Here is a 24,405-nt window from a genome sequence, read left to right as displayed (position 1 = left end):
GCTCCGGCCACGGTCCTGCCCGTGCGTCGCGTGCGGGGCGGCGGCGATCCCGCCGGGGTGGCTCGCCGGGTGGCGCCGGCCGCGCGGGGTGGTGCGGTGCGTGCCCTGTCCGTGGGGTGCGGGTCGACTGCCGACCTCCCCGCTCGCGGCGTGCGGCGCAGTGGCGTCGCCGTGGGGGCTCCGGCCGCCGTCCCGCCCCGTCACGGCCTGCCGTGCGGCGGCGGGGCCGCCGGAGCTTCGGGTACCGGTCCGTCTGGTCACGGGGGGCCGCACGGCGGCCGTTGCGGGCCCGTTCGGCGGGGGCGTTCCCCGGGAGGTGGCCGATGAGGGCCGTCTCCGCCGTGCTGTTCGACCGTGACGGCACCCTCGTGGTCGACGTGCCCTACAACGGCGACCCCGAACGGGTGCGGACGCTGCCCGGTGCCGCCGAGGCCGTCGCGTTCGTCAGGGCCGCGGGGCTGCCCACCGGGGTGGTCAGCAACCAGTCCGGCATCGGGCGCGGGCTGCTCACCGCCGAGGACGTCGCCCGGGTCAACCGGCGCGCCGACGAACTGCTGGGCGGACTGGACACGTGGCTGTACTGCCCGCACGCGCCGGACACCGGCTGCCCCTGCCGCAAGCCCCGGCCCGGTCTGATCCTCGCCGCCGCCGAGCGCCTCGGCGTCCCGCCCGCCGAGTGCCTGGTCGTCGGCGACATCGCCGCCGACCTGCTGGCCGCGCGGGCGGCCGGCGCCCGCGGCGTCCTCGTCCCCAACGCGGCCACCGCACCGGACGAGGTGCGGCGCTTCGCCCGGCACAGCGCCCCCGACGCGCTCACCGCCGTACGCGACGCCCTCGACGCCCGCCCGGGGAAGTGGCCCCGGTGACGGCGCTCGTGGTCCGGCTCGACAGCTTCGGCGACGTCCTGCTCGCGGGGCCCGCCGTACGCGCCGTCGGCGAGCACCACGGCCCCGTGACCATGCTGTGCGGGCCGCGCGGCGCCGACGCCGCCCGGATGCTCCCCGGCGTCGAGGACGTCCTCGTCTGGGAGGCCCCCTGGGAAGGCTTCGCCCCGCCCCCGGTGGACCCGGCGGACATCGGCGACCTGGTCGCCCGCCTGCGGCAGGGTGCCTTCGACACCGCCCTGATCCTCACCTCCTTCCACCAGAGCCCGCTGCCCACCGCGCTGCTGCTGCGCCTTGCCGGGATCGGCCGGATCGGCGCCGACAGCGTCGACCACCCCGGCCGGCTGCTCGACGTCCGCCACCGCCGGCTGCCCGGCCGGCACGAGGCCGAGGCCGCCCTCGACACCGCCGCCGCCATGGGCTGCACCCTCCCGCCCGGCGACGACGGCCGGCTGCGCGTCCTGCCGCCCCCCGACACCGGCGGCCTGACCGGCAACGGCCCCTACGTCGTCCTGCACCCCGGCGCCAGCGCGCCCGCCCGCGCCTGGAGCCCGGACCGCTGTGCCGAGGCGGTCGCGCTGCTCGCCGACGCCGGGCACCGCGTGGTCGTCACCGGCGGCCCGCACGAGCAGGCGCTCACCAAGAGGGTGAGCGGCGACGCGGCCGTGGACCTCGGCGGCCGCACCAGCCCCCGCACCCTCGCCGGAGTGCTGCGCATGGCCGACGTGGTGGTCAGCGCCAACACCGGCCCCGCCCACCTCGCCGCGGCCGTCGGCACCCCCGTCGTCTCGCTGTTCGCCCCCGTGGTCCCCGCCGAGCGCTGGGCCCCCTACGGCGTCCCCGCCATCCTGCTCGGCGACCAGTCGGCGCCGTGCGCGGACACCCGGGCGCTCGTCTGCCCGGTGCCCGGCCACCCCTGCCTGGACGAGGTCACCGGGCAGGACGTGGTGCGCGCGGTGCACAAGCTCATCCAGGAGCGCTCCTCATGAACATCCTCGTCTGGCACGTGCACGGATCCTGGCTCACCGCCTTCGTGCAGGGCCCGCACACCTATCTGGTCCCGGTCACCGAGGACCGGGGACCCGACGGCCTCGGCCGCGCCGCCACCTGGGACTGGCCGTCCACCGTCGAAGAGCACACCCCCGCGAGCCTGAGGGACGCCGACATCGACCTGATGGTCCTGCAACGCCCGCACGAAGTCGCCCTGGCCGAACGCTGGACCGGCCGCCGGCCCGGCCGCGACGTGCCCGCCGTCTACGTCGAGCACAACAGCCCCGACGCCTCCCCCGAGCGCCAACTCCACCCGCTGGCCGGGCAGTCGGCGATCCCCGTCGTACACGTCACCCACTTCAACCGGCTGATGTGGGACAACGGACGCGCCCCCACCGAGGTCGTCGAGCACGGCATCGTGGACCCCGGCCGGCTGTGGACCGGAACCGAACGGCGCGCCGCCGTCGTCGTCAACGAGCCCGTGCGCAGGGGCCGTACGACCGGCACCGACCTGCTGCCCCGGTTCGCCCGCTGCGCGCCCCTGGACGTCTTCGGGATGCGCACCGAAGGGCTCGCCGGCCACCTCGGCCTGCCGCCCGAGCGCTGCCGCACCCGCGACCTGCCCCAGCACCGGCTCCACCGCGAGATGGCCAAGTGCCGCGTCTATCTGCACCCCGTGCGCTGGACCTCGCTCGGCCTGTCCCTGCTGGAGGCCATGTTCCTCGGGATGCCGGTGGTCGCCCTGGACACCACCGAGGTCCGGGAAGCCGTACCCGAGGGCGCCGGGGTGGTCTCCAACCGCCTCGACGTCCTGGAGGACGCCGTGCGGGCGTTCCTCGCCGACCCCGAGGACGCGCGCCTGACCGGCGACGCCGCCCGGGCCGCGGCCCAGGCCCGCTACGGAGAGCGGCGCTTCCTGGACGACTGGGAGCGCCTGATCAAGGAGGTCACCCGATGAGCCGTACTGCCCACACGGCCGGGCGCGTCGCCATGGTCTCCGAGCACGCCAGCCCGCTGGCCGCGCTCGGCGGACCGGACGCGGGCGGCCAGAACGTCTACGTGGCCCAGGTCGCCCGGCAACTCGCCAGGAAGGGCTACCGGGTCACGGTCTACACCCGGCGGGACTCGACGGGCCTGCCGGACCGGGTGACCCTCATCGACGGCGTCCAGGTGGTACACGTGCCCGCCGGACCGCCCGAACCCGCGCCCAAGGACGAACTCCTGCCGCACATGGTGGAGTTCGGCGAGTTCCTGGCCGGGCAGTGGGCGGCGAGCCCGCCCGACGTGGTGCACGCCCACTTCTGGATGTCGGGCCTGGCCGCCCTGTCCGGGGCCCGCGGCCTCGGCGTCCCCGTCGTGCAGACCTACCACGCCCTCGGCACCGTCAAGCGGCGCTACCAGGGCGCCGCCGACACCAGCCCGCCGCAGCGCCTGGCCATCGAGGAGGCCATCGGCCACGAGTGCGCCCGGATCATCGCCACGTGCAGCGACGAGGTGGCCGAACTGAAGGCCATGGGGCTGCCCGAGGACCGGTTGAGCGTGGTGCCCTGCGGGGTGGACCCCGTCCAGTTCTCGCCGCTGCCGCGCTCCCGGCCGCCGGGCGCCCGCAGGCGGCTGCTGGCCGTCGGCCGGCTGGTGCCCCGCAAGGGCTTCGACCGCGCCATCCGCGCCCTGGCCGGCGTCCCCGACGCCGAACTCCTCGTCGCCGGCGGCCCCGAGGCCGAACTCCTCGGCGCCGACCCCGAGGCCCGGCGCCTCAAGGCCCTGGCCGGCGAGTACGGCGTCGCCGACCGCGTCACCCTGCTCGGCGGGGTCAGCCGGACCCGGATGCCCCGGCTGATGGCCGGCGCCGACCTCGTCCTGTCCCTGCCCCGCTACGAGCCCTTCGGCATCGTCCCGCTGGAGGCCATGGCCTGCGCCACCCCCGTCGTGGCCACCGCGGTCGGCGGTCAGCTCGACACCGTCGTGGACGGCGCCACCGGCGTCCTCGTCCCGGCCGACGACGACCACGACCTCGGCGCGGTCGTCCGCGCCCTGCTCGCCGACCCCGCCCGGCTCGAGAGGTACGGCGCGGCCGGCCGCCGCCGCGTGCTGACCCACTACACCTGGGACCGGGTGGCCGACGGCGTCGCCGGGGCGTACGGCGCCGTGTCCGCCCTCCCCTCGCTCTCCGGAGTCGTCCGATGAAGACCGTCACCGACACCACGCACTGCGACGACCTGATGAAGGCCCTGGAGACGTTCCGCGACCGCGGTCCCCTCATCGGGCGCTGGGGCACCGAACTGGCCCGCCGGCTGGGCGCCGGCTCCCGGCTGCTGGTCGCGGGCAACGGCGGCAGCGCGGCCCAGGCCCAGCACCTGACCGCCGAACTGGTCGGCCGCTACCGCGACGACCGGCCGCCGTTCTCCGCGTACGCCCTGCACGCCGACACCTCCTCCACCACCGCCATCGCCAACGACTACGGCGTGCAGGAGGTGTTCGCCCGGCAGACCGCCGCCCACGGCCGCCCCGGCGACGTGCTGATGCTGCTGTCCACCAGCGGCGCCAGCGCCAACCTGCTGTCCGCCGCCGACCGCGCCCACCGCCTGGGCATGACCGTGTGGGCGCTGACCGGACGGGCCCCCAACCCGCTGCAGCTCGGCGCCGACGAGGCCCTGTGCGTCGACGCGCCGGTCTCCGCCACCGTGCAGGAACTCCATCTGGTCGCCGTGCACATGCTGTGCGAGGCGTTCGACCGGGCCGTCGAGCGCGGCGAGGCCGACCGGGGCAGCGGCTCCCGCGTCGACGGCGAAGCCCTCGGCCACCCCCTGGCCCGGGCCCGCACCGTCGGCCGGCCCGTGGACGGCACGCCGGTGGCCCGCGGAAAGGAACAGGCATGACGCACCCCGGTACGACCACCCCGGGCACCCCGCTGGTCGTCGTCGGCGACGCCCTCCTCGACCACGACCTGTGCGGGCACGCCGAGCGGCTGGCCCCCGACGCGCCCGTGCCCGTCGTCCACGGCACCCGGCGCAGCTCCCGCCCCGGCGGCGCCGCCCTCGCGGCCTGCCTGGCCGCCGCCGACGGCCGCCCGGTCACCCTCGTCACCGCCCTCGGCACCGACCCCGCCAGCGACACCCTGCGCCGACTGCTCGCGGGCCGCGTCGAGCTGGTGGAGGTGCCGCTCGACGGCGGCCTCAGCAGCAAGACCCGGGTGCTGGCCGGGGACCGGCCGCTGCTGCGTCTGGACGACGGCGAGGGCCGCGCCCGCGAGGCGACCCGCGAGGCCCTCGCCGCGATCACCGCGGCCAGGGGCGTCCTGGTCGCCGACTACGGCCGGGGCACCGCCGACGTCCTGCGCGACGCGCTGTCCCGAACGACCGCGTCCGTGGTCTGGGACCCCCATGTGCGCGGCCGGCCCCCGGTCCCCGGTGCCCGTCTGGTCACGCCCTCCGCCCAGGAGGCGCGTGTGTTCGCCCGCCAACTGGACGACGACGAAGGGCAGTCGGGGGACGGCGCCGGGCTGCGCACCGCCGCCCGGGACGCCCGCGCCCTGGTCCGCGCCTGGCGGGTGCAGGCGGTCGCCGTCACCCTGGGCGAGCGCGGCGCGCTGCTGTCGCACGGCGAGACCCCGCTGCTCGTGCCCACCCCGGCCGCCGCGTCCGGCGACCCCTGCGGCGCGGGCGACCGGTTCGCCGCGGCCGCCGCCGGACTGCTCGCCGACGGCGCCTTCACCGAGGCCGCCGTCCAGGCCGCCGTCCACGCGGCCACCCGGTACGTCGCCGAGGGCGGCGCCCGCGCGATGGCGACGACCGGCGAGGACGAGCGCACACGGCGGCCCGAACAGCCGCTGCCCGACGGGGACACCACCGCGGACGCCCTGCGCACCGCCGCCCGGGTGCGCACCGCGGGTCGCACCGTCGTCGCCGCGGGCGGCTGCTTCGACCTGCTGCACGCCGGCCATGTCGCCCTGCTCCAGGCCGCCCGCCGGGCGGGCGACTGCCTGATCGTCTGCGTCAACTCCGACGACTCGGTGCGCCGCCGCAAGGGCGACGGCCGCCCCCTCGTGCCGGTCGCCGACCGCGTCCGGGTGCTGCGCGCCCTGGAATGCGTGGACGCGGTCGCCGTCTTCGACGAGGACACCCCCGAACGCCTCCTCGCCGAACTGCGCCCGCACATCTGGGCCAAGGGCGGCGACTACGCCCGCACCCCCCTGCCCGAACAGCCCCTCGTGGAGAGCTGGGGCGGCCAGGTCCTCCTGCTGCCCTACCTGGACGGCCGCTCGACCACCGGCCTGGCCCGCCGGGCGGCCTCCTCGCCGGTGCGGTCGGGAGGGCGGCGGCGGTGACCGCGACGTCCGACGCGACCCCCGCACCCGGGCCCCCGTGCGTCCTGGTGCTGCGCGCGCTGGGCCTCGGCGACCTGCTGGCCGGCGTGCCCGCGCTGCGCGGCATCCGGCGCGGCTTCCCCGGACACCGGATCGTGCTCGCCCAGCCCGCCGCGCTCGCCGGACTCGCCCTGGAGACCGGCGCGTTGGACGCCGTGTTCCCGGCCGAGGCGCCCGGCCGGGCGGTCCCGGCGCTCACGCACTGGCCGGGACCGCCGCCCGACGTGGCGATCGACCTGCACGGCAACGGCCCCGAGAGCCGCGACGCCCTCGCCGCCCTGCACCCGCGCCGGCTGCTCGCCCACGCCTGCCCGGACGGCCCCGGCTGGCGGGCCCAGGCACACGAACGGGACCGCTGGTGCGGCTTCCTGGACGACTACGGCATCCCGGCCGACCCGCTCGACCTGCGCCTCCCCCCGCCCGGCAAGCCCTCCCCGGCCCCCGGCGCGGTCCTCGTCCACCCCGGTGCCGCCTCCGGCTCCCGCCGCTGGCCGGCCGAGCGGTTCGCCGCCGTCGTGCGCTGCCTGCGGGCGGCCGGGTACCGGGTGGTGCTCACCGGCGGCCCGGGGGAGGAGGCCCTGGTACGGTCCGTCGCCGGGCGCGGCGGCGCGCCCGCCGAGGACCTGCTGACCGGCGGCCTGCCCCTCGCCGAACTGTCCGCGCTGGTGGCCGGGGCGGCCTTGGTGCTCAGCGGCGACACCGGCCTCGCCCACCTCGCGTACGCGCACGCCACCCCCAGCGTCACCCTCTTCGGCCCGGTCTCCCCGCGCCTGTGGGGGCCGCAGCAGGGCCCCGGCCACCTCGCCCTGTGGAAACCCGGCCCGCCCGGCGACCCGCACGGCCGCACCCCCGACGCCCGGCTGCTGCGCATCGGCTCCGGCGAGGTCGCCGCGGCCTGTCTGACACTGCTGCGCCAGGGCCGGGCCCGGCCGGCCCCGCGCCCGGAGGTGGCCCATGCCAACTGAGCCCGCGCCCGGCCGGGTCGGCCGCCGCGCGCCGGCCGCGGCCGACGGCCGCGTCACGGTCGCCGTCATCACCCGCGACCGCGCCGCGAGCCTGCTGCGCACCCTGGACGCCCTGGCCGCGCTGCCCGAACGGCCACCGGTCATCGTGGTCGACAACTCCCGTGACGACAGCACCCGCCGGGCCGTGGCCGGCCACCCCGCCCCCGTCCGGCTGCTGAGCGCCGCGGCCAACACCGGTGCGCTCGGCCGCAATCTGGCCGTGCGGCACGCCCGCACCCCCTACGTCGCGTTCAGCGACGACGACTCCTGGTGGGAGCCGGGCAGCCTCGCCCGCGCCGCCGACCTCCTCGACCGCCACCCCCGGCTCGGCCTGCTCGCCGCCCGCACCCTCGTCGGCGCCGAGGCCGCCGAGGACCCCCTCAACGCCGTACTCGCCGCCTCGCCCCTGCCACCCGAACCCGATCTGCCCGGCCGCCCCGTCCTCGGCTTCCTCGGCTGCGCCAGCGTGGTGCGCCGGGAGGCCTTCCTGGCCGCGGGCGGCTTCCACCCGCTGCTGTTCTTCGGCGGCGAGGAGACCCTGCTCGCCTACGACCTGGCCGCCCGGAACTGGGGCGTGGCCTACGAGCCCGCGCTGTGCGCTCGTCACCACCCCGAGGACCACGGCCGCACCGGCCGCTCCTTCCTCGTCCGGCGCAACCACGTCCTCACCACCTGTCTGCGCCGCCCCTGGCCCGTCGCCCTGCGCGCGGGCGCCGCGCTCGCCCGCGCCGCGGCGGCCGACGCCCCCGGCGCCCGCCGGGCCCTGCGGGAGACCCTGACCCGCCTGCCCGCCACCCTGGCCCGCCGCGACCCGCTGCCCCCGCACGTCGAACACGCGGCCCGCCTGCTGGACCGCCAGCGGGCCGAAGGACGCGCGCCGGTCGCGGCACCGCGGGCCGACCAGGACGACCGGGCGGACCGGGACGACCGGGACGAGGAGAACGCCGCGCCATGACCTGCACCCGTACGACCGCCGTCGTCATCACCCACAACAGGCGCGCCGAACTGCTGCGCAGCCTCGCCGAGTTGCGCCGTCTGCCCGAGCGCCCCCGGGTCGTCGTCACCGACAACGCCTCGACCGACGGCACCGCCGAGGCCGTCGCCCGCGACTTCCCGGAGGCGACCCTGCTGCGCCCGGGCCGCAACCTCGGTGCCGTCGGCCGCAACCTGGCCGTCCGGCACGTCCGCACGCCCTACGTGGCGTTCTGCGACGACGACTCCTGGTGGGAGCCGGGCAGCCTCGCCCGCGCCGCCGACCTGCTCGACGCCCGGCCCCGGCTCGCGGCCGTCACCGCGCGGATCGTCGTGGAGCCGGAGGGCACCGAGGACCCGGTCGTGCGCGAACTGCGCGAGTCGCCCCTGTCCGGCCCCGACTGGCTTCCCGGCCCGGCCCTCGGCTCCTTCCTCGCCGCCGCCACGGTGATGCGCACCGACGCCTTCCGCGCGGGCGGCGGCTTCCACCCCGGGCTGTGGCTCGGCGGCGAGGAGGAGCTGCTCGCCTGCGATCTGCTGCGCCAGGGCTGGTGGTTCGCCTACGTCGGGGAACTCACCGTGCACCACCAGGCATCCCGGCTGCGCGACAGCACGGCCCGGCGCGTCCTCGGCCTGCGCAACACCCTCTGGTTCACCTGGCTGCGCCGCCCGCTCCTGCCCGCGCTGCGCCGCACCGGGCACCTGATCCGCACGGTGCCCCACGACGCCGCGTCCGCCCGCGCCTTCGCCCACGCCACCGCCGGGCTGCCCTGGGTGCTGCGCCAGCGCGACCCGGTCCCCCCGGACCTGGAACACCGCCTGGCCACCCTGGAACGCGCCCGCCGCACCTCCCCGGCCCGCCGGTACATCGGCTGACGCCCCGCCGCGCCGGCCGCCCGCACACCCCGGTCCGACACGCCCGGCCCGCAGTCGTTGCGCGGTAGACGGGCGCGCGGGCACAGTGAGGGACCGGTCATGACGCGGCCGGCGGCGCGCACGGACGGCCTCCGGCTGCACGCGACCCGGCATCCGCCCCGCACCCCCCACGGCCCACCGGCCCCCGCCGGACCGGCGCCCGCCCGAGTGCGGTTGAGAGTCCGGCGTCCGCCGTGCAAGGTGGTGGTGGTTCAAGGTCAGATTCCTGGCCAGGAAGCGGCCGTACGGCCCATTCTCGACCTGCCCGGGTGATGCCATGAAAGCTTCCTCCCCGCGGCCGGGCGCACCGGCCCCCCTCGTGATCGAGTCCTCCGTCGTGGAGGGACTGCCCGCCGAGGGCGCCCTGCTGCTGCGCATGTCCGGCACCCTGGACGCGGGCGGCGCGCACGCCTGGTCCGAGGAACTGCGCGGCCACCTGGCCCGGGCCGACCGCGCCGGACTGCGGCCGGTCCTCGACATGGCCCACGTACAGCTCGGCGGCGCCGCCGTCCTGCGCACGCTCAGCGAGACGACCCGGGTCCGCGCCGGCCGCCCGGACCTGATCATCGTCCGGGCCCGGCCGGGCGTCCGCGAGGCGGTGCACCTGGCCCGCCTGGAGGGCGTCCAGCTGTACGCCACCCTGGACGAGGCCCTGCGCGAACTGGCCCGCGCCGCCTCCCGGGTGGAGGAACTGCCCGCCTGGCGCTCGCAGATGGCGGACCCGCTGCGGCCGTCCTACCAGGACCTGCACCAGGAGGTGCGCGCCCTGCGCGCCCGGGTGCGCACCGCCCCCGTGATCGGCATGGCTCAGGGCATGCTCATGGCCCGCTACGCGCTGCCCGACACCGGCAGCGCCTTCCGGGTGCTGCGCGAGACCTCCCAGCGGTTCAACGTGCCCTTGCGGGTCCTCGCCGCCGCCGTGGTCGTGGCCCGCCCGCCCGACGGCCCGACCTGGTTCCCCGGCCGCCGCCCGCTGCCGCTGCCCCAGCTGCGGATCCTCGCCCGCGCGGGGCGCGACCCCCGCTACCGGGGCCAGATGATCGAGGCTGTGCTGCACGAGGCGCTGGCCATCGTGCGCGCGCCGGCCGGACACGTGCTGTCCGTGGACCCGGCCGTGAACGCGCTCGCGCTGGAGACCCGGTACGGCGGCGCGGACGCCTATCTGGACCACCTCGTGCGCGGCCGGACCGACGGCACGGCCGAGGCGGTCGCCCGCACCCGGGGCCGGCGGGTGAGCATGCCCGACGTGGCCACCGACGCGCTGCTGTCCGAGGACGGGCGGCGCGCCCTGCTCGCCGCGGGCGCCCGGGCACTCCAGTGCGTCCCGGTCCTGTCCTCGGCCGGCTGCTGCACCGGCCTGATCACCGTGCACTGGCCCGACGCCGGTCACCGGCCGGCGTCCCCCCAGGCCGAGGCCCTCGACCTGCTCGCCGCCGACACCGCGGCCTGGCTCGCCTGGTACCACCGTACGGTCCTGCTCGACGCCCTCGAACACCTCCACCAGCGGCTGACCCGCCCCTGAGCGGCATCCGTCACCCGCGCGCCCCTGGGAACCCGGACCGTGTCAGGTCCGCGGACCCCGGCAGCGGCATCCGCGCGCGTGCCGGGGTCCCGCCCTGTCCGCCCGGGCGCGGGCCCGGGGCGCTACCCTCCCGGTATGCGGATCTCCGTCTCCTCCGACATGGACGAACCCGTCGCCCGCCGGCTCGTGGCCGAGCTGCGGCGGCGCGGGCACGAGGTGCGGACGCACGGCGCGCTGCGCGGGGGCGCCGACCCGCAGTGGGCGGTCTGCTCGGAGGCGGCGGCGCGGGACGTGGCCGACGGGACGGCCGATCAGGCGGTGGTGTGCTGCTGGACCGGCACCGGCGCGTCCATCGCGGCGAACAAGGTGCCCGGCGTGCGCGCCGCCCTGTGCCCGGACGCCGCCACGGCGGACGGCGCGCGCCGCTGGAACGACGCCAACGTCCTCGCCCTGAGCCTGCGCCTGACCTCGGAACCGCTGCTGACGGAGATCCTGGACGCCTGGTTCACGGCCGAGCCCAGCCAGGACCCGCAGGACGTCATGAACGTGGCCCGCGTCGGCCGCCTGGACACCGCCCGGCACGAGGCCTGAACGGCGTACGGCGGCCCGACGCGGGCCAGGGTGTCGAGGGACCCCGCGGATTCAGTGGGCGCCGAGCCCGCCGCCCCCGAAGGATCCGCTGGAACCGCTGCTCCAGCGCGGCCGCTTCTGCTCCTCGCTCGTCTTGGAGTCCACGTTGCCCAGTTCGTACGGGGTGAGCGGACGACCGCCCTTGGGTGTCTTGGGAACTTCGTGGTAGTCCCGGTTCTCCCGGACCTCGTGCACCGCTCCCTCGGGCGGCAGCTTCGGCTGCTCCTCGGGACGGGGGCGGGCCGACTCGCGGTACTTCACCCGCGAGGTCATCCAGAAGCCTCCGGCGAGCAGTGCCAGCAGGCCGACGGCCACGATGAAGAGGACGAGGCTCATCAGGCCGCTCGCCGCGGCCAGCTGCATCGATGCGGTGTTCATAGCACAGGAATACCCATCCCATAAGCGTACGAACCGGACCAATGAGGCATCATTCGTGCCCGATGGTGGTAATGGGCGGTGGTTTGCCGTACGCCACCGGGGCTACCCGCACGGCGTGACCCCGCAGACCTCGCAGCAGCAGCTCTACCGGTTCCTCGAGGACCGCTTCACCTGCGCCCAGGCGTGCACGGAGTGCGCCCGGGCCTGCTCGGTGCGGGTGAGCCTGGTCGACCCGGGCGGCCCCCAAAGCCACGAGCGGGTGCGCAGGCTCGGCATCATGTGCGCCGAGGTGTGCGACACCACCTGCCGGCTGCTGTGCGAGGAGAACCACCAGGACGAGGAGGGCCTGCGCGGCCGCGTCGACTGGTGCCGCAGGATCTGCCTCGAATGCGCCGACGCCTTCGAGGACCACCCCGGCGCGGAATCCGCCGCGGCGGCCTGCCGGGCATGCGCCGCGGCATGCTCCGACTTCCTGGAGACGCTGGCCTGATCCCGGGAGATCCAGGCGACACCTTCCCGGTGAGCGCCGTCAGCACCGCCTCGGGTCCCGTCGAGGACGCCCCCCCCACTCCACAGGACGCCTCCGCCGTCAAGGTGTACGGCCGCGAGGCCCGCCGTGACGCCTACGCCGCCCTCATGGACGCCGGGCCGCCCGCATCGGTCAGCCACCCGGCCCGTGCGCCGCGCTGACGGTCGCCGTCGGTGATGGAATCTGCGTAGGGGACGCGGTCACGGGCGTGCGACCGGTCCTCCGGTGCGGGAGGAGAGTGATGAGGCAAGAGCCGCCGCCTCCGGCAGCGACCCCCGGGGAGCTGCCGTCGGAGGTGGCCGCCGCCCGGCTGCGGCTGCTCGCCGACGTGAGCCGCGCACTGGCGTCGGGGCTGGACGCGGAGGAGTCGCTGCGCCGCCTCGCCCGGCTCGTGGTGCCGCAGCTCGCCGACGCCTGCGTCGTCGACGTGGTCGAGGGCGAAGGCGTGCGCCGGCTCACGGTCACGGACCGGGACGCCGACCGGGCGCTGCGGGTGCTGTCCGGCGGCGTCCTCCCCGGGCCGGACGACTCGGCCTGCGCCCTCGCGAAGGTGCTGCGCGGAGCGGGACCCGTGCTGGTGACCGACTTCGGCACGACCGACCCGAACGATCCGCTCCGCTCCGCGCAGTGGTCCCTGTACCGCACCCTCGGCGCCCGCAGCGCGCTGATCGTGCCCATGCGGGTACGGCGCCAGGAACTGGGCGCGCTCACCTTCGTCCGCCGTACCGAGACCCCGTTCGACGAGCAGGAGCAGGCACTCGCCGCCGACCTGGGCCACCGCGCGGCCCTCGCGCTGGACAACGCCCGCCTGTACGCCATGCAGGAGCACACCGCCGAACAGCTCCAGCTGTCCCTGCTGCCCGACCTGACCGGCCTCCCCCACCTCCAGCTCGCCACCAGCTATCTGGCCGCCCGGGAGCGGGCCGAGGTGGGCGGCGACTGGTACGACGCCTTCCCGCTGCCCGACGGCTCGGCCGTCCTCGCCATCGGGGACGTCGTCGGCCACGATCTGGCGGCCGCCGTCCGCATGGGGCAACTGCGCAACATGCTGCGCGCCCTCGCCTACGACAGGGGCGACGACCCGGCGGGGGTCATGTGCCGCCTGGACCGGGTGATGCAGGGCCTCACCGGCATCGAGCTGGTCACAGCCGTCATCGCCCGCATCGAGACACCCGCCGCCGGGCCGTGGCAGCTGACCTGGACCAACGCCGGCCACCTCCCGCCGCTGCTGGCCCGGCCCGACGGCCATACCGCGCTGCTGGAGGAAGGCCACGCCCCCATCCTGGGCGTCGACCCCGAACTGCCCCGCGAGACGGCGAGCGTCGTCCTCCCGTCCGGCTCCACCCTGCTGCTGTACACCGACGGCCTCGTCGAGCGGCCCGGCGAGGACATCGGCCGCGGTCTGACCCGGTTGCGTCAGCACGCGGCCACGCTGGCCGGTGAGCCGCTGCCCGTCTTCCGTGACGAACTCCTGGGCCGGATGAGCGATGTCCAGCACGACGACGTGGCGGTGCTGGCGCTGCGCGTCCCGTGAGGCGTCCCGCCGGGGCAGTCGCGCGGCGGCGGGGACACGGCCCACGGCCGCGCCGCCGGGCACGACCGCGTCCTGCCGGTCAGGCGTCGGGGGTCATCCGGCCACCTTGTCGGCGTCCGACTCCGCGCAGCGGGCGAGGAGTTCGTCGCGTCCGATGGCGTCGGCCCGGGTCGAGGGCACGGTGCACGCGTGGGCGCCCGCGACGGCACCGTAACGCGCGCAGAGCAGCGGGTCCGCACCCTCCAGCCAGCCCAGCAGGAACGCGGCGGCGAAGGCGTCGCCCGCGCCGTTGGAGTCCACGACGGGCGCGGGCGGGGCCACCGCGGGCACATGGGTGAGGTCGCCGTCCACCAGCAGGTACGCGCCCTCGGCCCCGGCCGTGGCCACCACGATCCGGGCCCGGCCGCGCGCCGCGATGTCCCGCATGGTGCGCTCGTGGTCGGCCAGCGCGGTGGTCGACAGGAAGACCAGGTCCGCGCCGAGCGCGAACGGCTCGTGGTACGGGTTGACGCCGTCCCAGTCGTGCAGGTCCGTCGAGATGGTCGGCCCGGCCTCGCGCAGCACCGGCAGGGCGTGCGCGCACGGGTGGGTGATCACCACATGGGCGTGCCGGCTCGCGGCGGCCAGGGCGCGCAGGGTGTCCTCGGGCAGCCGGTCGGACTCCTGCGCGCGGGTGTCGTCGTACAGGGACAGCCGCCGCCCGTCCGGGCCGACCAGGTTGACCGCGCGCTTGGTGCCCGCGGCCGAGGGCACCGCGGTGAACGGGATGCCCCGGTCCCGGTGCAGCGCGCGCACCAGGTCGCCCTCGGGGTCGGCGCCGAGCAGGTCGATGTGGTGGGTGCGCAGGCCCAATTCGCGGACACCGAGCGCGACGAAGTCTCCGCTCTGTCCGGCGCGGGTCACGATGCCCGGCCGGATCATGTAGCTGTCGGCGTAGGGGAGCGGCAGCTCGGGGACGTGGACGACGGTGTCCACGCCCGCGCCGCCCAGGACGAGTACGTCGGTCTCGGTGGTCATGTAGTCGGCTCGTTCCTCTCGGGTCGGGTGACCGCGCGCGCGGCTCCGGCCGGGTGGCAGGCCGACCGGGGTGGTGAGTCAAGCAGCCACCCGCACCGCTGGCAAGAACTTGCTGAAATTTTCGGCAAGTTGCCAGGGGCTTCGGCCGACGGGTGTCCGGCGCACGGCTGCGGACGGGCACGCGGGCAGGACCGCCTCTGGCCGCCGTGGATCAGCGCGTGTTACGAAGGACCATGTCCGCCAACGAGGGAACCCGCGCGTACGACGCCGTCATCGTGGGCGGCGGCCACAACGGCCTGGTCGCCGCCGCCTATCTGGCCCGGGCCGGGCGCTCGGTGCTGGTGCTGGAGCGGCTCGGCCACACCGGCGGGGCCGCCGTCTCCACCCGGCCGTTCACCGGGGTGGACGCCCGCCTGTCGCGCTACAGCTACCTGGTCAGCCTGCTGCCGCCGAAGATCGTCACCGACCTCGGCCTGGACTTCCGCGTCCGCACCCGCACCATCTCCTCGTACACCCCCGTCGAACGCGCGGGCCGGCCCACCGGACTGCTGGTCGGCGGCGGCGAGGAGCGCACCCGCGCGGCCTTCGCCCGGCTGACCGGCGGGGAGCGCGAATACGCCGCCTGGCAGCGCTTCTACGGCATGACCGGCCGCGTCGCCCGGCGCGTCTTCCCGACCCTCACCGAACCCCTGCCCACCCGGGACGAACTGCGCCGCCGCATCGACGACGAGACCGCCTGGCGGGCCCTGTTCGAGGAGCCGATCGGTGCCGCGGTGGAGGAGCACTTCGAGGACGACCTGGTCCGGGGCGTGGCGCTCACCGACGCCCTGATCGGCACCTTCGCCGACGCCCACGACCCCTCCCTGGCCCAGAACCGCTGCTTTTTCTACCACGTCATCGGCGGCGGCACCGGCGCCTGGGACGTGCCCGTGGGCGGCATGGGCGCCCTCACCGACGCCCTCGCGACGGCGGCCCGCGCGGCCGGCGCGGTGCTCGCGACCGGGCACGAGGCGGTCCGCATCGACACCGGCACCGACGGCGCCGAGGTCGCCTACCGCACCGCCGACGGCGAGGGCGTCGCGGCCGCCCGGCACGTCCTGGTGGGCGCCTCCCCGCGGGAACTGGCCGCCCTCACCGGCGAGGCGCCCCCCGAGCCCGCCGAGGGCGCCCAGCTCAAGGTCAACATGCTGCTCACCCGGCTGCCCAAGCTCCGCGATCCGGCCGTCGACCCCCGCGAGGCCTTCTCCGGCACCTTCCACATCGCCGAGGGGTACGGCCAGTTGGCCGCCGCACACGCCCAGGCCGCCGCCGGTGAACTCCCCGCCGCACCGCCCTCCGAGATCTACTGCCACTCCCTGACCGACCCCAGCATCCTCGGTCCCCGACTCGCCGCAGCCGGCTACCAGACCCTCACCCTGTTCGGGCTGCACACCCCGGCCCGGCTCTTCGCCGAGGACAACGACACGGCCCGCGAGCGCCTGCTGGCGGCCACCCTCGCCCAGCTCGACGCCCACCTCGCCGAACCCCTCGCCGACTGCCTGGCCACCGACGCCGACGGCCGCCCCTGCATCGAGGCGAAGACCCCGCTCGACCTGGAACGCGACCTGCGGCTGCCCGGCGGCAACATCTTCCACCGCGCGCTGTCCTGGCCCTACGCCCAGGAGCACACGGGCCGTTGGGGCGTGGAGACCGCGCACCCGCGCGTCCTGCTGTGCGGCGCGGGCGCCGTGCGCGGGGGCGGGGTGAGCGGCGTACCCGGGCACAACGCGGCGATGGCCGTGCTGGAACAGGAGAACTGACGGTACGCCGACGGAGGCAGGCCCCGCGAAGGGCGGCCGCGCGACCCCCACGGGCAGGGGCGGGCCCGGCAGGCCCGGTCCGCCCACGTCACGCTCCTTGACCCGGCCGCCCGGCGCACCGAGGATCGGCGGTCATGAGGCACGGAAACGGCAGCACGGTCGACGCGATGCTGCGGCGCAGCGCCCGCCGCACCCCCACGCGGGTCGCGGTCGAGTACGGCACGCGGAGCTGGACGTACGGGGAACTGGACGACGCGGTCTCCCGCGCGGCCGCGCTGCTGCTCGCGGAGGGCCTCACCCCCGGCGACCGGGTCGGCGCCTACGGCCACAACTCCGACGCCTACCTGATCGCCTTCCTCGGCTGCGCCCGCGCCGGACTCGTACACGTCCCGGTCAACCACCACCTCACCGGCGACGACCTGGCCTACATCGTCGGCCAGTCCGGCAGCGCCCTGGTGCTCGCCGACCCCGGCCTCACCGGACGACTCCCGCCCGGAGTACGGGTGATGCCGCTGCGGGACGGCGACGACTCGTTCCTGGCCCGGCTCGCCTGCACCCCGCCGTACGACGGCCCCGGACCGTCCGCCGAGGACCTGGCGCAATTGCTCTACACCTCCGGTACGACGGCGCTGCCCAAGGGCGCGATGATGACGCACCGGGCCCTGGTGCACGAGTACCTGAGCGCCATCACCGCCCTTGACCTGCGGCCCGGCGACCGCCCCGCGCACGCGCTGCCGCTGTACCACTCGGCGCAGCTGCACGTCTTCCTGCTGCCCTGCCTCGCGGTCGGCGCGACCAACGTCATCCTGGACGCGCCGGACGGGGACCTGCTGTTCGACCTGATCGAGGCCGGCCGCGTGGACAGCCTGTTCGCGCCGCCCACCGTGTGGATCGCCCTGGCCAACCGGCCCGACTTCGCCACCCGGGACCTCGGCGCGCTGCGCAAGGCGTACTACGGCGCCTCCATCATGCCCGTGCCCGTCCTGGAGCGGCTGCGCGAGCGCCTGCCGGACCTCGACCTCTACAACTGCTTCGGGCAGAGCGAGATCGGCCCGCTCGCCACGGTGCTCGGCCCCGCCGAGCACGAGGGCCGGCTGGACTCCTGCGGCCGGCCCGTGCTGTTCGTGGAGGCGCGGGTGGTCGACGAACTCGGACAAGAGGTGCCCGACGGCACCCCGGGCGAGATCGTCTACCGCTCGCCGCAGCTGTGCGAGGGCTACTGGGGCAAGCCCGAGGAGACCGAAGAGGCCTTCCGCGACGGCTGGTTCCACTCCGGCGACCTCGCCGTCCGGGACGCCGACGGCTGCTTCACCATCGTCGACCGGGTGAAGGACGTCATCAACTCCGGTGGCGTGCTGGTGGCTTCACGCCAGGTCGAGGACGCCCTCTACACCCATGAGGCGGTGGCGGAGGCCGCCGTGATCGGCCTGCCCGACGAACGGTGGATCGAGGCCGTCACGGCGGTCGTCGTCCCGCGCGGGGAGGTGACGGAGGAGCAACTCATCGCGCACGTACGGGAGAAGCTGCCGTCCTTCAAGGCGCCCAAGCGGATCGTGTTCGTGACCGAGCTGCCCCGCAACGCCAGCGGGAAGATCCTCAAGCGCGACCTGCGGGACCGCTTCGGGCGCCGCTGAGCCCGGTCCGCCCGCCCGGCCTCACCCCTGCCCGGAGTCGCGCGGCCGCAGGTCCACGATGCGGCGGATCTTGCCGACCGACCGCTCCAGCGACTCCGGCTCCACGATCTCCACGTCCACCGAGACACCGATGCCGTTCTTCACCTCGGTCGCGATGGACCGGACGGCGGCCTCCCGCGCCTCCGGCGTGGCGCCCGGGCGGGCCTCGGCGCGCACGGTGAGCGAGTCCATGCGGCCCTCCCGGGTCAGCCGCAGCTGGAAGTGCGGCGCGACCCCGGGCGTGCGCAGCACGATCTCCTCGATCTGCGTGGGGAACAGATTGACCCCGCGCAGGATCACCAGGTCGTCGCTGCGCCCCGAGATCTTCTCCATCCGCCGGAACACCCGGGCCGTGCCGGGCAGCAGCCGGGTCAGGTCCCGGGTCCGGTACCGGACGATCGGCATGGCCTCCTTGGTCAGCGAGGTGAACACCAGCTCGCCCCGCTCGCCCTCCGGCAGCACCTCGCCGGTGATCGGGTCGACCACCTCCGGGTAGAAGTGGTCCTCCCAGACGGTCAGCCCGTCCTTGGTCTCCACACACTCCTGGGCCACACCCGGGCCGACCACCTCGGACAGCCCGTAGATGTCGACGGCGTCGATCGCGAACCGCTCCTCGATCTCCCGCCGCATCTGCTCGGTCCAGGGCTCCGCCCCGAAGATCCCCACCCGCAGCGCGGTCTCGCGCGGGTCCACGCCCTGGCGCTCGAACTCGTCCAGCAGCGTCAGCATGTAGGAGGGCGTCACCATGATCACGCCCGGTTCCAGGTCCTGGATCAGCCGCACCTGCCGGGCGGTCATGCCGCCGGACGCCGGGACGACCGTACAGCCCAGGCGCTCCGCCCCGTAGTGGGCGCCCAGCCCCCCGGTGAACAGCCCGTACCCGTAGGCCACGTGCACCACGTCACCGGGGCGCCCGCCGGCCGCCCGGATGGAGCGGGCCACCATGTCGGCCCACATGGACAGATCGTTGTCGGTGTACCCGACCAGGGTGGGCAGCCCGGTCGTTCCGCTGGAGGCGTGCAGCCGGCGGATCCGCTCCCGCGGCACCGCGAACATCCCGTAGGGGTAGTTCGCCCGCAGGCCCGCCTTGGTGGTGAAGGGGAAGCGGGCGAGATCCGCGAGCGACCGGCAGTCCTCCGGCCGGACCCCCGCCTTGTCGAAGGACTCCCGGTAGAACGGCACGTGCTCGTACGCATGCAGCAGCGAGGCGCGCAGCCGCTCCAGCTGGAGCGTCCGCAACTCCTCGGGGCCGAGCCGTTCGCCCGCGTCGAGCAGATCCCTCGCATCCGCCATCGGCACGTCTCCTTACCAACCACACATTCCGGACGACCGATCATTCGGTCGAACTGTTCGGGGCCAGTAATTCAGGAGCAGGGGGTTTCAGACAAGGGGGCGGCGCGGATTTTCCGCGCCGGACGCGGGACGGCGCGCCGGCTCGCCCACCCGCAAACGCGTTTGCGACGGCGCCCCGGACGCCGACCATCGTGTCCATGCCGGCCTTCACCGCGGCCGACGGCACCCGGCTCGCCCACCACCTGCGGGGCGACGACGAAACGCTCGCCGTCCTCCCCGGCGGCCCCATGCGCGCCTCGGCCTACCTCGGGGGCCAGGGGTTTGCGCCGTTCTTTCACGGCCGCTGGGACGACACCGCCCGGGCGCCCGCGGCCGCGGAGGAGGCGCGGACCAACGACGAGGCCGGCGAACGGTACTTCGGCGACGGCGCCTCCACCCCGGCCGCGACCCGGGCCGCCCTCGCCGAACCGACCGCGCCGGTCCTCGTCCACGCGGGCCAGTACGACGGCGGCCCCCGCCGGCGGATCGAGTCGGGGCCACCGCCCTCGACGGGGACCCGCCCACCACCGTGCCCGGCCGGGCTCCGTCCGCCGAAAGTCCTCCCCACGTGGGCTGTTGGGCACCGGGAGCGGTCGCTAGGCTGAGCCGCGCACGACGACACCGGGAGGAGCACGGACGTGGCCGACAGCACCACCCAGCAACAGCCGCTCTTGGGCTGGGACAAGCCGGACCTGGACCTCAGCAAGGCCGACTGGCGGTCCAGCAGCCGCGGCCTGGGCGATGTCCAGATCGCCTTCGTCGAGGGCTTTATCGCGATGCGCAACAGCGACCGCCCGGAGAGCCCCTCCCTGATCTTCACCCCCGCCGAGTGGGGCGCCTTCGTCTCCGGCGCGCGCGAGGGCGAGTTCGACCTCACCTGAACCTCCCCGCGGAGCGAGGCCGGACCACGGGGCGCGCGGGCCGTCGCACCCGACCCGCGGTCACACCGCGTGCCCGGACACGCGATCCGCAGTGCCCCGCCGGGGCCGCCGCCTGAGAGGCTGGTCCCAGCAAGGGGAGGGTCGCATTCCGGAGGTGAGGAAGCATGAGCACTGAGCCGGTCATCGCCGCGGTCGACGGTTCCGAGGACAGCCTGCGCGCCCTGGAGTGGGCCGCCGACGCCGCCCGGCGCCGCGCGGCACCGCTGCGGGTGGTCCATGTGCGCCAGTACGCCGCCTGGGGCCAGACCGACGTCCTGGTGGCCGGGCCGCCCGAGGAGGAGACCGACCCCGTCCTCGACGAGGCCCGCGCGAAACTCGGCGACCGGGCACCCGAGGCCGTGGAGTACCTCGCCCTGGAGGGCGCGCCCGGCGCGGTGCTGCCCGAACTCGGCACCGAGGCACAGCTGCTGGTGCTCGGCTCCCGAGGGCGCGGCGGCTTCGCCAGCCTGCTGCTCGGCTCCAACAGCCTCGCCGCCGCACGGGACGCGCAGTGCCCAGTGATCGTCGTACCCCGGCCCGGCCGGGAGGTGCACGGCGAGGGCCCGGCCGAGCCCGGACCCCGGGTGGTCGTCGGCCTGAACGTCGACAGCCCCGACGACGCGACGCTCGCCTTCGCCTTCGCCGAGGCGTCCCTGCGCGGTGCCCGCCTCCAGGTGCTCGCCGCCTACCCCTGGCCCCTCCAGACGTGGTCCGCGCCGGGCCAGCTGGTGCCGCCCATGCCCGACCAGGACGCCATCGAGAACGAGACCTGGACCCTGGCCGAGGGTTTCCTCGCCCCGCACCGCGAACGCCACCCGAGCGTCCGCGCCGACGCCGAGGCCGTCCCCGGCGACGCGGCCGGCAGCCTCGTCGCCGCCTCCCGCGACGCCGACCTGGTCGTCGTCGGCCGCCACCGCCGCCGTCTGCTGGCCCCGGCCCGGATGATGGGCTCCGTCACCCAGGCAGTCCTGCTCCACGCGGCGAGCCCGGTCGCGGTACTGCCGCCGGCCCCCGAGGGCGCCTGACCGGAACGGCGCCGGCTTGCGGCCGGGGTCCCGGGGCGTCGCGGCGGCGAGGGCCGCGGGGGCACGTACACGCCTCCACCGGCCGCCCCTTGCCGCCCGGCCGGTACCGTCGCACCCCACCCCCCCTCCGGGCGCCCACAGGTCACCCGCCCCGGTCCGGGCACGTACCATGGCCGCATGTCGTTCCTCCGCCGCCGCAGTGCCACTCCCGCCGGGCCCGACTTCGACGTGCTGGCCATGGACCCGGGCGACTGGCCGGGCAATCTCGGTGCGGGGCTGCTGCCCGCGCCCGACGGCACCTGCCAGGGTGTCTTCCTGCGCTACGACCTCTTCGGCGGGCGCGGCCCCGCGATGATCATCGGCAATCTGCCGGAGGGCTCCCCGGCCCGCGAGGTCGCCGAGGGGGAGATCCCCTTCGAGGTGGGCCAGCTGCTGCTGGCGCTGGAGAACGACGAGGAGGTCACCGTCGTCGGCACCGAGGACACCCCGGTCCTCCAGGGCGACAACCTGCTCATCGTGCGCCGCCTCAAGCTCTCCGAGAGCCGGATCTCCTGTGTGCAGTTCGACCGCAGCGACGGCGTCCTCGTGACCATCGCCGCCTGGGACCGGCCCATCACGGACGACCTCTACGCCCTGCTGAAGCCGCTCCCGGCGGAGCTTTTCCAGCAGGGCTGAGGCCCCCGCGGCTAGCCGGCCGAGTTCTCCACCGTCACGTCGGCCGCGCGCACGAAGCCGACCCGGTGGCCGTACTGGATCTCGTAGTACAGGTCCTTGCCCTGCACGACCTGGTGCGACTCGGGCGTGAAGGTCACCGCGTAGAAGTACTCGCCCGGCATCTCGTCACCGACCACGTACTTCTGTCCCGCCGGGATGGTGTACGGCAGGGACACCACCGACTGGACGGGCACCCCCGCCGGATAGGCGGCCTTCTCCGGGTAGGCGCGGCCGTACACCGGAATGCTGGTCAGCCCGTCCTTCGGGGTGATCACCAGCCCCTTCGCGGGTACCGCCGCCGGATGCTTGGACGGGTTCTGGAACCAGGCCTTCTGCCCGAGGTACCAGATGGCCGTCCAGTCCCCCCAGCGGTCGGCGACCGCGTACTGCTGGCCGGTGGATACCCGCGAGGACAGGTCGTTGACGTCGGCGGTCGGCGCCTTGCCGAGCCCGATGTCCTTGATCAGCGGCGCGTTGACGTCGTGGTCCGAGTACAGCCGCACCTCGCTGGACGCGTGCGCCGCGCAGGGCTCGCCCGCCGTCTCGCAGCCCGTGTAGACCGGCTGGTTGGCGGCGTAGTCGGGCCGGATCGTCACCAGCCCGCCCCGCTTGCCCGCGGTCTTCTTGAACGGGTGGCCGAGCAGCTGGAAGTAGTGCGCCCAGTCCCAGTACGGCCCCGGGTCGGTGTGCATCCCCGGGACGCTGGACGCCGTCGGGCCGGGCACGTTGTCGTGGCCCAGGACGTGCTGCCGGTCCAGCGGGATGCCGTACCTCGTGGACAGGTACTTCACCAGCCGCGCCGAGGACCGGTACATCGCCTCCGTGAACCAGGCGTCCGGGTCGGTGAGGAAGCCCTCGTGCTCGATGCCGATCGAGCGGGCGTTGACGTCCCAGTTGCCGGCGTGCCAGGCCACGTCCTTCGCCTTGACGTGCTGGGCGATCAGCCCGTCGGTGGAGCGGATGGTGTAGTTCCAGGACACGTAGGTCGGGTCCTGGATCAGGTTCAGCACCCCGTCCCAGGCGCCCTCGGTGTCATGGATGACGATGTACTTGATCCGCTGCGACGCCGGCCGGTCGCCGAGGTCGTGGTTGCCGTAGTCGTTGTCGCCGAACTGCGCGTACGCCGCCGGGAGCCACTCGCAGGACACCGACTTCGGGCACTCGGCGCCGTCGTCCCCGGCCGTGCGCAGACCGGTCCGCGCCAGCTGCGCGGTGTCCGGGGCGAGAGCGGGCTCGGCGGTGAGGGAGACCCGCTGGCCGGCGTCCGTGGTGCGCCGCTCACCGCTGCGCAGCACGTCGTACACGTCGTTCGCGTACGCCGCCGCGGTCGCCGTGTCGTCGGCACCGGAGAAGCGGGCGACCGCGCCGTACCAGTCGGCCGGGTCGGCGCTGAGCGGCTCGCCCAGCTGCCGCTGCGCGGCGGCCAGCAGGGCGGCGCCGCCGGACACGTTGGCCGCCGGGTCGGTGCGCAGCCGCGCGGCCGGGATGCCGGTCAGCTCCGCCGCCCTGGGCAGCGTCTTCAGCCGGGCCGGCAGCGCGGAGTCGGCCGGCACCGTCGCCCGGGGGACGAGGGCGGGACGGGCGTCGTCGCCGCGGGCGTCCTCGGTGCCGTCGGCGAAGTGCTCGGTGGTGGCGATCGCGGTCCGGGCGTCGGTGAGGTGCATCGGGCCGTAGCCGCCGGAGACGCTGGGCGCGCCGCCGTGCGAGTCCCAGCGGGACTGGAGGTAGGAGACGGCCAGCAGAACGCTCTGCGGCACGTGGTACTCGGTGGACGCGGCGGCGAACGCGGACTGGAGCCGGTCCGGGGCGGAGTCCGGGGCGCTCTGGGCGGGGGCCGCGCCGAAGAGCGGCAGCAGCAGGGCGGCCGCGGCGAGCGGTACCGCGGCCCTGCGCAGATGTCTGTGTCCGGGGGCGGACGGTGAGTCAGTGGCGGAACCTCGCAATGCGGCCTCCTGTGACGGGCGGGCGTGGCGGGGCGTGCGGCGCCGAGCTGGGTCAGTGGTATCGGCTCGCCGACGATCCGTCAATGATGCCTTCACCGCCGAGATTTCCCACGTCACGAAGGGTTTCGGCGAGTTTCGCCGCGATGGTGGCCGGGCCTGCGGGGCGTCAGTGGAGTAGACCAATAAGGGGCCTGGTGACGGAACCCGCACAACGGGAGGGTCCGCGGTGCGCGCCGCTCCTGGCGCACCGCGGACCTT

General features: G+C 75.6%; 24 protein-coding genes. 20 read left to right on the top strand and 4 right to left on the bottom strand.

Translation table 11 applies throughout. The features are described from left to right. Positions 1 to 323: 323 nt before the first annotated feature. The 11 genes from BLW85_RS05905 to BLW85_RS05855 all read left to right on the top strand — a co-directional run bounded on the left by BLW85_RS05905 (position 324) and on the right by BLW85_RS05855 (position 11,244). On the top strand, positions 324 to 866 hold the full coding sequence (locus tag BLW85_RS05905; RefSeq protein WP_074991237.1) for a D-glycero-alpha-D-manno-heptose-1,7-bisphosphate 7-phosphatase: 543 nt from the start codon (positions 324 to 326) through the stop codon (positions 864 to 866). Next, entirely contained in the window at positions 863 to 1,873 is a 1,011-nt protein-coding gene (locus tag BLW85_RS05900) for a glycosyltransferase family 9 protein (RefSeq protein ID WP_070026721.1), read from the top strand. The genes BLW85_RS05905 and BLW85_RS05900 overlap by 4 nt, the downstream gene beginning before the upstream one ends. Continuing rightward, entirely contained in the window at positions 1,870 to 2,832 is a 963-nt protein-coding gene (locus BLW85_RS05895) for a glycosyltransferase (RefSeq protein ID WP_070026605.1), read from the top strand. Before BLW85_RS05900 ends, BLW85_RS05895 begins: the two co-directional genes overlap by 4 nt. Further along, entirely contained in the window at positions 2,829 to 4,061 is a 1,233-nt protein-coding gene (locus tag BLW85_RS05890) for a glycosyltransferase (RefSeq protein WP_070026606.1), read from the top strand. The genes BLW85_RS05895 and BLW85_RS05890 overlap by 4 nt, the downstream gene beginning before the upstream one ends. Next, positions 4,058 to 4,753 (top strand): D-sedoheptulose-7-phosphate isomerase, encoded by a 696-nt coding sequence (locus tag BLW85_RS05885; protein ID WP_079172267.1) that lies wholly within the window; start codon positions 4,058 to 4,060, stop codon positions 4,751 to 4,753. The genes BLW85_RS05890 and BLW85_RS05885 overlap by 4 nt, the downstream gene beginning before the upstream one ends. Beyond that, positions 4,750 to 6,201 carry a D-glycero-beta-D-manno-heptose 1-phosphate adenylyltransferase gene (gene rfaE2 / locus BLW85_RS05880; protein WP_074991234.1) on the top strand — a complete coding sequence of 484 codons (1,452 nt, stop codon included), beginning with the start codon at positions 4,750 to 4,752 and terminating at the stop codon, positions 6,199 to 6,201. Before BLW85_RS05885 ends, rfaE2 begins: the two co-directional genes overlap by 4 nt. Then, positions 6,198 to 7,205 (top strand): glycosyltransferase family 9 protein, encoded by a 1,008-nt coding sequence (locus BLW85_RS05875; RefSeq protein ID WP_074991232.1) that lies wholly within the window; start codon positions 6,198 to 6,200, stop codon positions 7,203 to 7,205. Before rfaE2 ends, BLW85_RS05875 begins: the two co-directional genes overlap by 4 nt. Beyond that, entirely contained in the window at positions 7,195 to 8,199 is a 1,005-nt protein-coding gene (locus tag BLW85_RS05870; RefSeq protein ID WP_079172266.1) for a glycosyltransferase family 2 protein, read from the top strand. The genes BLW85_RS05875 and BLW85_RS05870 overlap by 11 nt, the downstream gene beginning before the upstream one ends. Next, positions 8,196 to 9,092: a glycosyltransferase family 2 protein gene (locus BLW85_RS05865; RefSeq protein WP_074991229.1), complete on the top strand. Its 897-nt coding sequence runs from the start codon at positions 8,196 to 8,198 to the stop codon at positions 9,090 to 9,092. Before BLW85_RS05870 ends, BLW85_RS05865 begins: the two co-directional genes overlap by 4 nt. A gap of 316 nt (positions 9,093 to 9,408) precedes the next feature. After that, complete coding sequence (locus BLW85_RS05860) at positions 9,409 to 10,653, top strand: ANTAR domain-containing protein (RefSeq protein ID WP_239697604.1); 1,245 nt, start codon at positions 9,409 to 9,411, stop codon at positions 10,651 to 10,653. A gap of 135 nt (positions 10,654 to 10,788) precedes the next feature. Beyond that, complete coding sequence (locus BLW85_RS05855) at positions 10,789 to 11,244, top strand: RpiB/LacA/LacB family sugar-phosphate isomerase (protein WP_074991227.1); 456 nt, start codon at positions 10,789 to 10,791, stop codon at positions 11,242 to 11,244. A 51-nt stretch (positions 11,245 to 11,295) separates the two neighbouring features. On the opposite strand, the gene BLW85_RS05850 is transcribed toward BLW85_RS05855, so the two are convergent. After that, positions 11,296 to 11,661 (bottom strand): DUF6479 family protein, encoded by a 366-nt coding sequence (locus BLW85_RS05850; RefSeq protein WP_239697603.1) that lies wholly within the window; start codon positions 11,659 to 11,661, stop codon positions 11,296 to 11,298. A 115-nt stretch (positions 11,662 to 11,776) separates the two neighbouring features. Between BLW85_RS05850 and BLW85_RS05845 the strand changes: the two genes are divergently transcribed. The 3 genes from BLW85_RS05845 to BLW85_RS05840 all read left to right on the top strand — a co-directional run bounded on the left by BLW85_RS05845 (position 11,777) and on the right by BLW85_RS05840 (position 13,724). Further along, a complete protein-coding gene (locus BLW85_RS05845) occupies positions 11,777 to 12,151 on the top strand; it encodes a four-helix bundle copper-binding protein (RefSeq protein WP_070026612.1) in 375 nt (124 codons plus the stop codon). A gap of 29 nt (positions 12,152 to 12,180) precedes the next feature. Next, positions 12,181 to 12,351 carry a hypothetical protein gene (locus BLW85_RS39270; RefSeq protein WP_167381354.1) on the top strand — a complete coding sequence of 57 codons (171 nt, stop codon included), beginning with the start codon at positions 12,181 to 12,183 and terminating at the stop codon, positions 12,349 to 12,351. An 80-nt stretch (positions 12,352 to 12,431) separates the two neighbouring features. Beyond that, the gene (locus BLW85_RS05840) at positions 12,432 to 13,724 is read left to right on the top strand and encodes a PP2C family protein-serine/threonine phosphatase (protein WP_244174819.1); all 1,293 of its coding nucleotides are present in this window, start codon (positions 12,432 to 12,434) and stop codon (positions 13,722 to 13,724) included. A 93-nt stretch (positions 13,725 to 13,817) separates the two neighbouring features. On the opposite strand, the gene BLW85_RS05835 is transcribed toward BLW85_RS05840, so the two are convergent. Continuing rightward, positions 13,818 to 14,741, bottom strand: a complete 924-nt coding sequence (locus BLW85_RS05835; protein ID WP_074991223.1) for a PfkB family carbohydrate kinase — start codon at positions 14,739 to 14,741, stop codon at positions 13,818 to 13,820. Between the two features lie 233 nt (positions 14,742 to 14,974). Here BLW85_RS05835 and BLW85_RS05830 point away from each other — a divergent pair, with 233 nt between their 5' ends. Continuing rightward, entirely contained in the window at positions 14,975 to 16,540 is a 1,566-nt protein-coding gene (locus tag BLW85_RS05830; RefSeq protein WP_074991220.1) for a phytoene desaturase family protein, read from the top strand. Between the two features lie 134 nt (positions 16,541 to 16,674). Further along, positions 16,675 to 18,174 carry an acyl-CoA synthetase gene (locus tag BLW85_RS05825; protein WP_070026616.1) on the top strand — a complete coding sequence of 500 codons (1,500 nt, stop codon included), beginning with the start codon at positions 16,675 to 16,677 and terminating at the stop codon, positions 18,172 to 18,174. A 21-nt stretch (positions 18,175 to 18,195) separates the two neighbouring features. Here the strand turns inward: BLW85_RS05825 and paaK are convergent, their stop codons facing one another. Further along, positions 18,196 to 19,506: a phenylacetate--CoA ligase PaaK gene (gene paaK, locus BLW85_RS05820; RefSeq protein ID WP_074991217.1), complete on the bottom strand. Its 1,311-nt coding sequence runs from the start codon at positions 19,504 to 19,506 to the stop codon at positions 18,196 to 18,198. A 197-nt stretch (positions 19,507 to 19,703) separates the two neighbouring features. Here paaK and BLW85_RS05815 point away from each other — a divergent pair, with 197 nt between their 5' ends. The 4 genes from BLW85_RS05815 (at position 19,704) to BLW85_RS05800 (ending at position 22,165) form a co-directional block, all read left to right on the top strand. Then, positions 19,704 to 20,150 (top strand): hypothetical protein, encoded by a 447-nt coding sequence (locus BLW85_RS05815; RefSeq protein WP_244174818.1) that lies wholly within the window; start codon positions 19,704 to 19,706, stop codon positions 20,148 to 20,150. A gap of 33 nt (positions 20,151 to 20,183) precedes the next feature. Next, positions 20,184 to 20,426, top strand: coding sequence for a DUF397 domain-containing protein (locus tag BLW85_RS05810; protein WP_074991212.1), 243 nt, complete (start codon positions 20,184 to 20,186; stop codon positions 20,424 to 20,426). A 164-nt stretch (positions 20,427 to 20,590) separates the two neighbouring features. Next, positions 20,591 to 21,490 (top strand): universal stress protein, encoded by a 900-nt coding sequence (locus BLW85_RS05805; protein WP_074991210.1) that lies wholly within the window; start codon positions 20,591 to 20,593, stop codon positions 21,488 to 21,490. 177 nt (positions 21,491 to 21,667) lie between these two features. Then, a complete protein-coding gene (locus BLW85_RS05800; protein WP_070026621.1) occupies positions 21,668 to 22,165 on the top strand; it encodes a glycosyltransferase family protein in 498 nt (165 codons plus the stop codon). A gap of 11 nt (positions 22,166 to 22,176) precedes the next feature. Here the strand turns inward: BLW85_RS05800 and BLW85_RS05795 are convergent, their stop codons facing one another. After that, positions 22,177 to 24,147 (bottom strand): N-acetylmuramoyl-L-alanine amidase, encoded by a 1,971-nt coding sequence (locus BLW85_RS05795; RefSeq protein WP_074991208.1) that lies wholly within the window; start codon positions 24,145 to 24,147, stop codon positions 22,177 to 22,179. Between the last annotated feature and the right edge of the window lie 258 nt (positions 24,148 to 24,405).

Origin of the sequence: Streptomyces misionensis (genome assembly GCF_900104815.1) — a bacterium.
GTDB classification, from domain to species: Bacteria; Actinomycetota; Actinomycetes; order Streptomycetales; family Streptomycetaceae; genus Streptomyces; species Streptomyces misionensis.
Note: the sequence above shows the minus strand (reverse complement) of the source record. Positions and strands in the feature narration are given on the sequence as shown.

What these genes read in the sequence shown, in the direction of transcription:
- BLW85_RS05905 (WP_074991237.1), top strand. Translation starts at nt 324, where the DNA reads ATGAGGGCCGTCTCCGCCGTGCTGTTCGACCGTGACGGCACCCTCGTG.
- BLW85_RS05850 (WP_239697603.1), bottom strand. Translation starts at nt 11,661, where the DNA reads ATGAACACCGCATCGATGCAGCTGGCCGCGGCGAGCGGCCTGATGAGC.
- BLW85_RS05870 (WP_079172266.1), top strand. Translation starts at nt 7,195, where the DNA reads ATGCCAACTGAGCCCGCGCCCGGCCGGGTCGGCCGCCGCGCGCCGGCC.
- BLW85_RS05815 (WP_244174818.1), top strand. Translation starts at nt 19,704, where the DNA reads ATGCCGGCCTTCACCGCGGCCGACGGCACCCGGCTCGCCCACCACCTG.
- BLW85_RS05805 (WP_074991210.1), top strand. Translation starts at nt 20,591, where the DNA reads ATGAGCACTGAGCCGGTCATCGCCGCGGTCGACGGTTCCGAGGACAGC.
- BLW85_RS05840 (WP_244174819.1), top strand. Translation starts at nt 12,432, where the DNA reads ATGAGGCAAGAGCCGCCGCCTCCGGCAGCGACCCCCGGGGAGCTGCCG.
- BLW85_RS05855 (WP_074991227.1), top strand. Translation starts at nt 10,789, where the DNA reads ATGCGGATCTCCGTCTCCTCCGACATGGACGAACCCGTCGCCCGCCGG.
- BLW85_RS05835 (WP_074991223.1), bottom strand. Translation starts at nt 14,741, where the DNA reads ATGACCACCGAGACCGACGTACTCGTCCTGGGCGGCGCGGGCGTGGAC.
- rfaE2 (WP_074991234.1), top strand. Translation starts at nt 4,750, where the DNA reads ATGACGCACCCCGGTACGACCACCCCGGGCACCCCGCTGGTCGTCGTC.
- BLW85_RS05800 (WP_070026621.1), top strand. Translation starts at nt 21,668, where the DNA reads ATGTCGTTCCTCCGCCGCCGCAGTGCCACTCCCGCCGGGCCCGACTTC.
- BLW85_RS05860 (WP_239697604.1), top strand. Translation starts at nt 9,409, where the DNA reads ATGAAAGCTTCCTCCCCGCGGCCGGGCGCACCGGCCCCCCTCGTGATC.
- BLW85_RS05865 (WP_074991229.1), top strand. Translation starts at nt 8,196, where the DNA reads ATGACCTGCACCCGTACGACCGCCGTCGTCATCACCCACAACAGGCGC.
- BLW85_RS05895 (WP_070026605.1), top strand. Translation starts at nt 1,870, where the DNA reads ATGAACATCCTCGTCTGGCACGTGCACGGATCCTGGCTCACCGCCTTC.
- BLW85_RS05830 (WP_074991220.1), top strand. Translation starts at nt 14,975, where the DNA reads ATGTCCGCCAACGAGGGAACCCGCGCGTACGACGCCGTCATCGTGGGC.
- BLW85_RS05890 (WP_070026606.1), top strand. Translation starts at nt 2,829, where the DNA reads ATGAGCCGTACTGCCCACACGGCCGGGCGCGTCGCCATGGTCTCCGAG.
- BLW85_RS05825 (WP_070026616.1), top strand. Translation starts at nt 16,675, where the DNA reads ATGAGGCACGGAAACGGCAGCACGGTCGACGCGATGCTGCGGCGCAGC.
- paaK (WP_074991217.1), bottom strand. Translation starts at nt 19,506, where the DNA reads ATGGCGGATGCGAGGGATCTGCTCGACGCGGGCGAACGGCTCGGCCCC.
- BLW85_RS05885 (WP_079172267.1), top strand. Translation starts at nt 4,058, where the DNA reads ATGAAGACCGTCACCGACACCACGCACTGCGACGACCTGATGAAGGCC.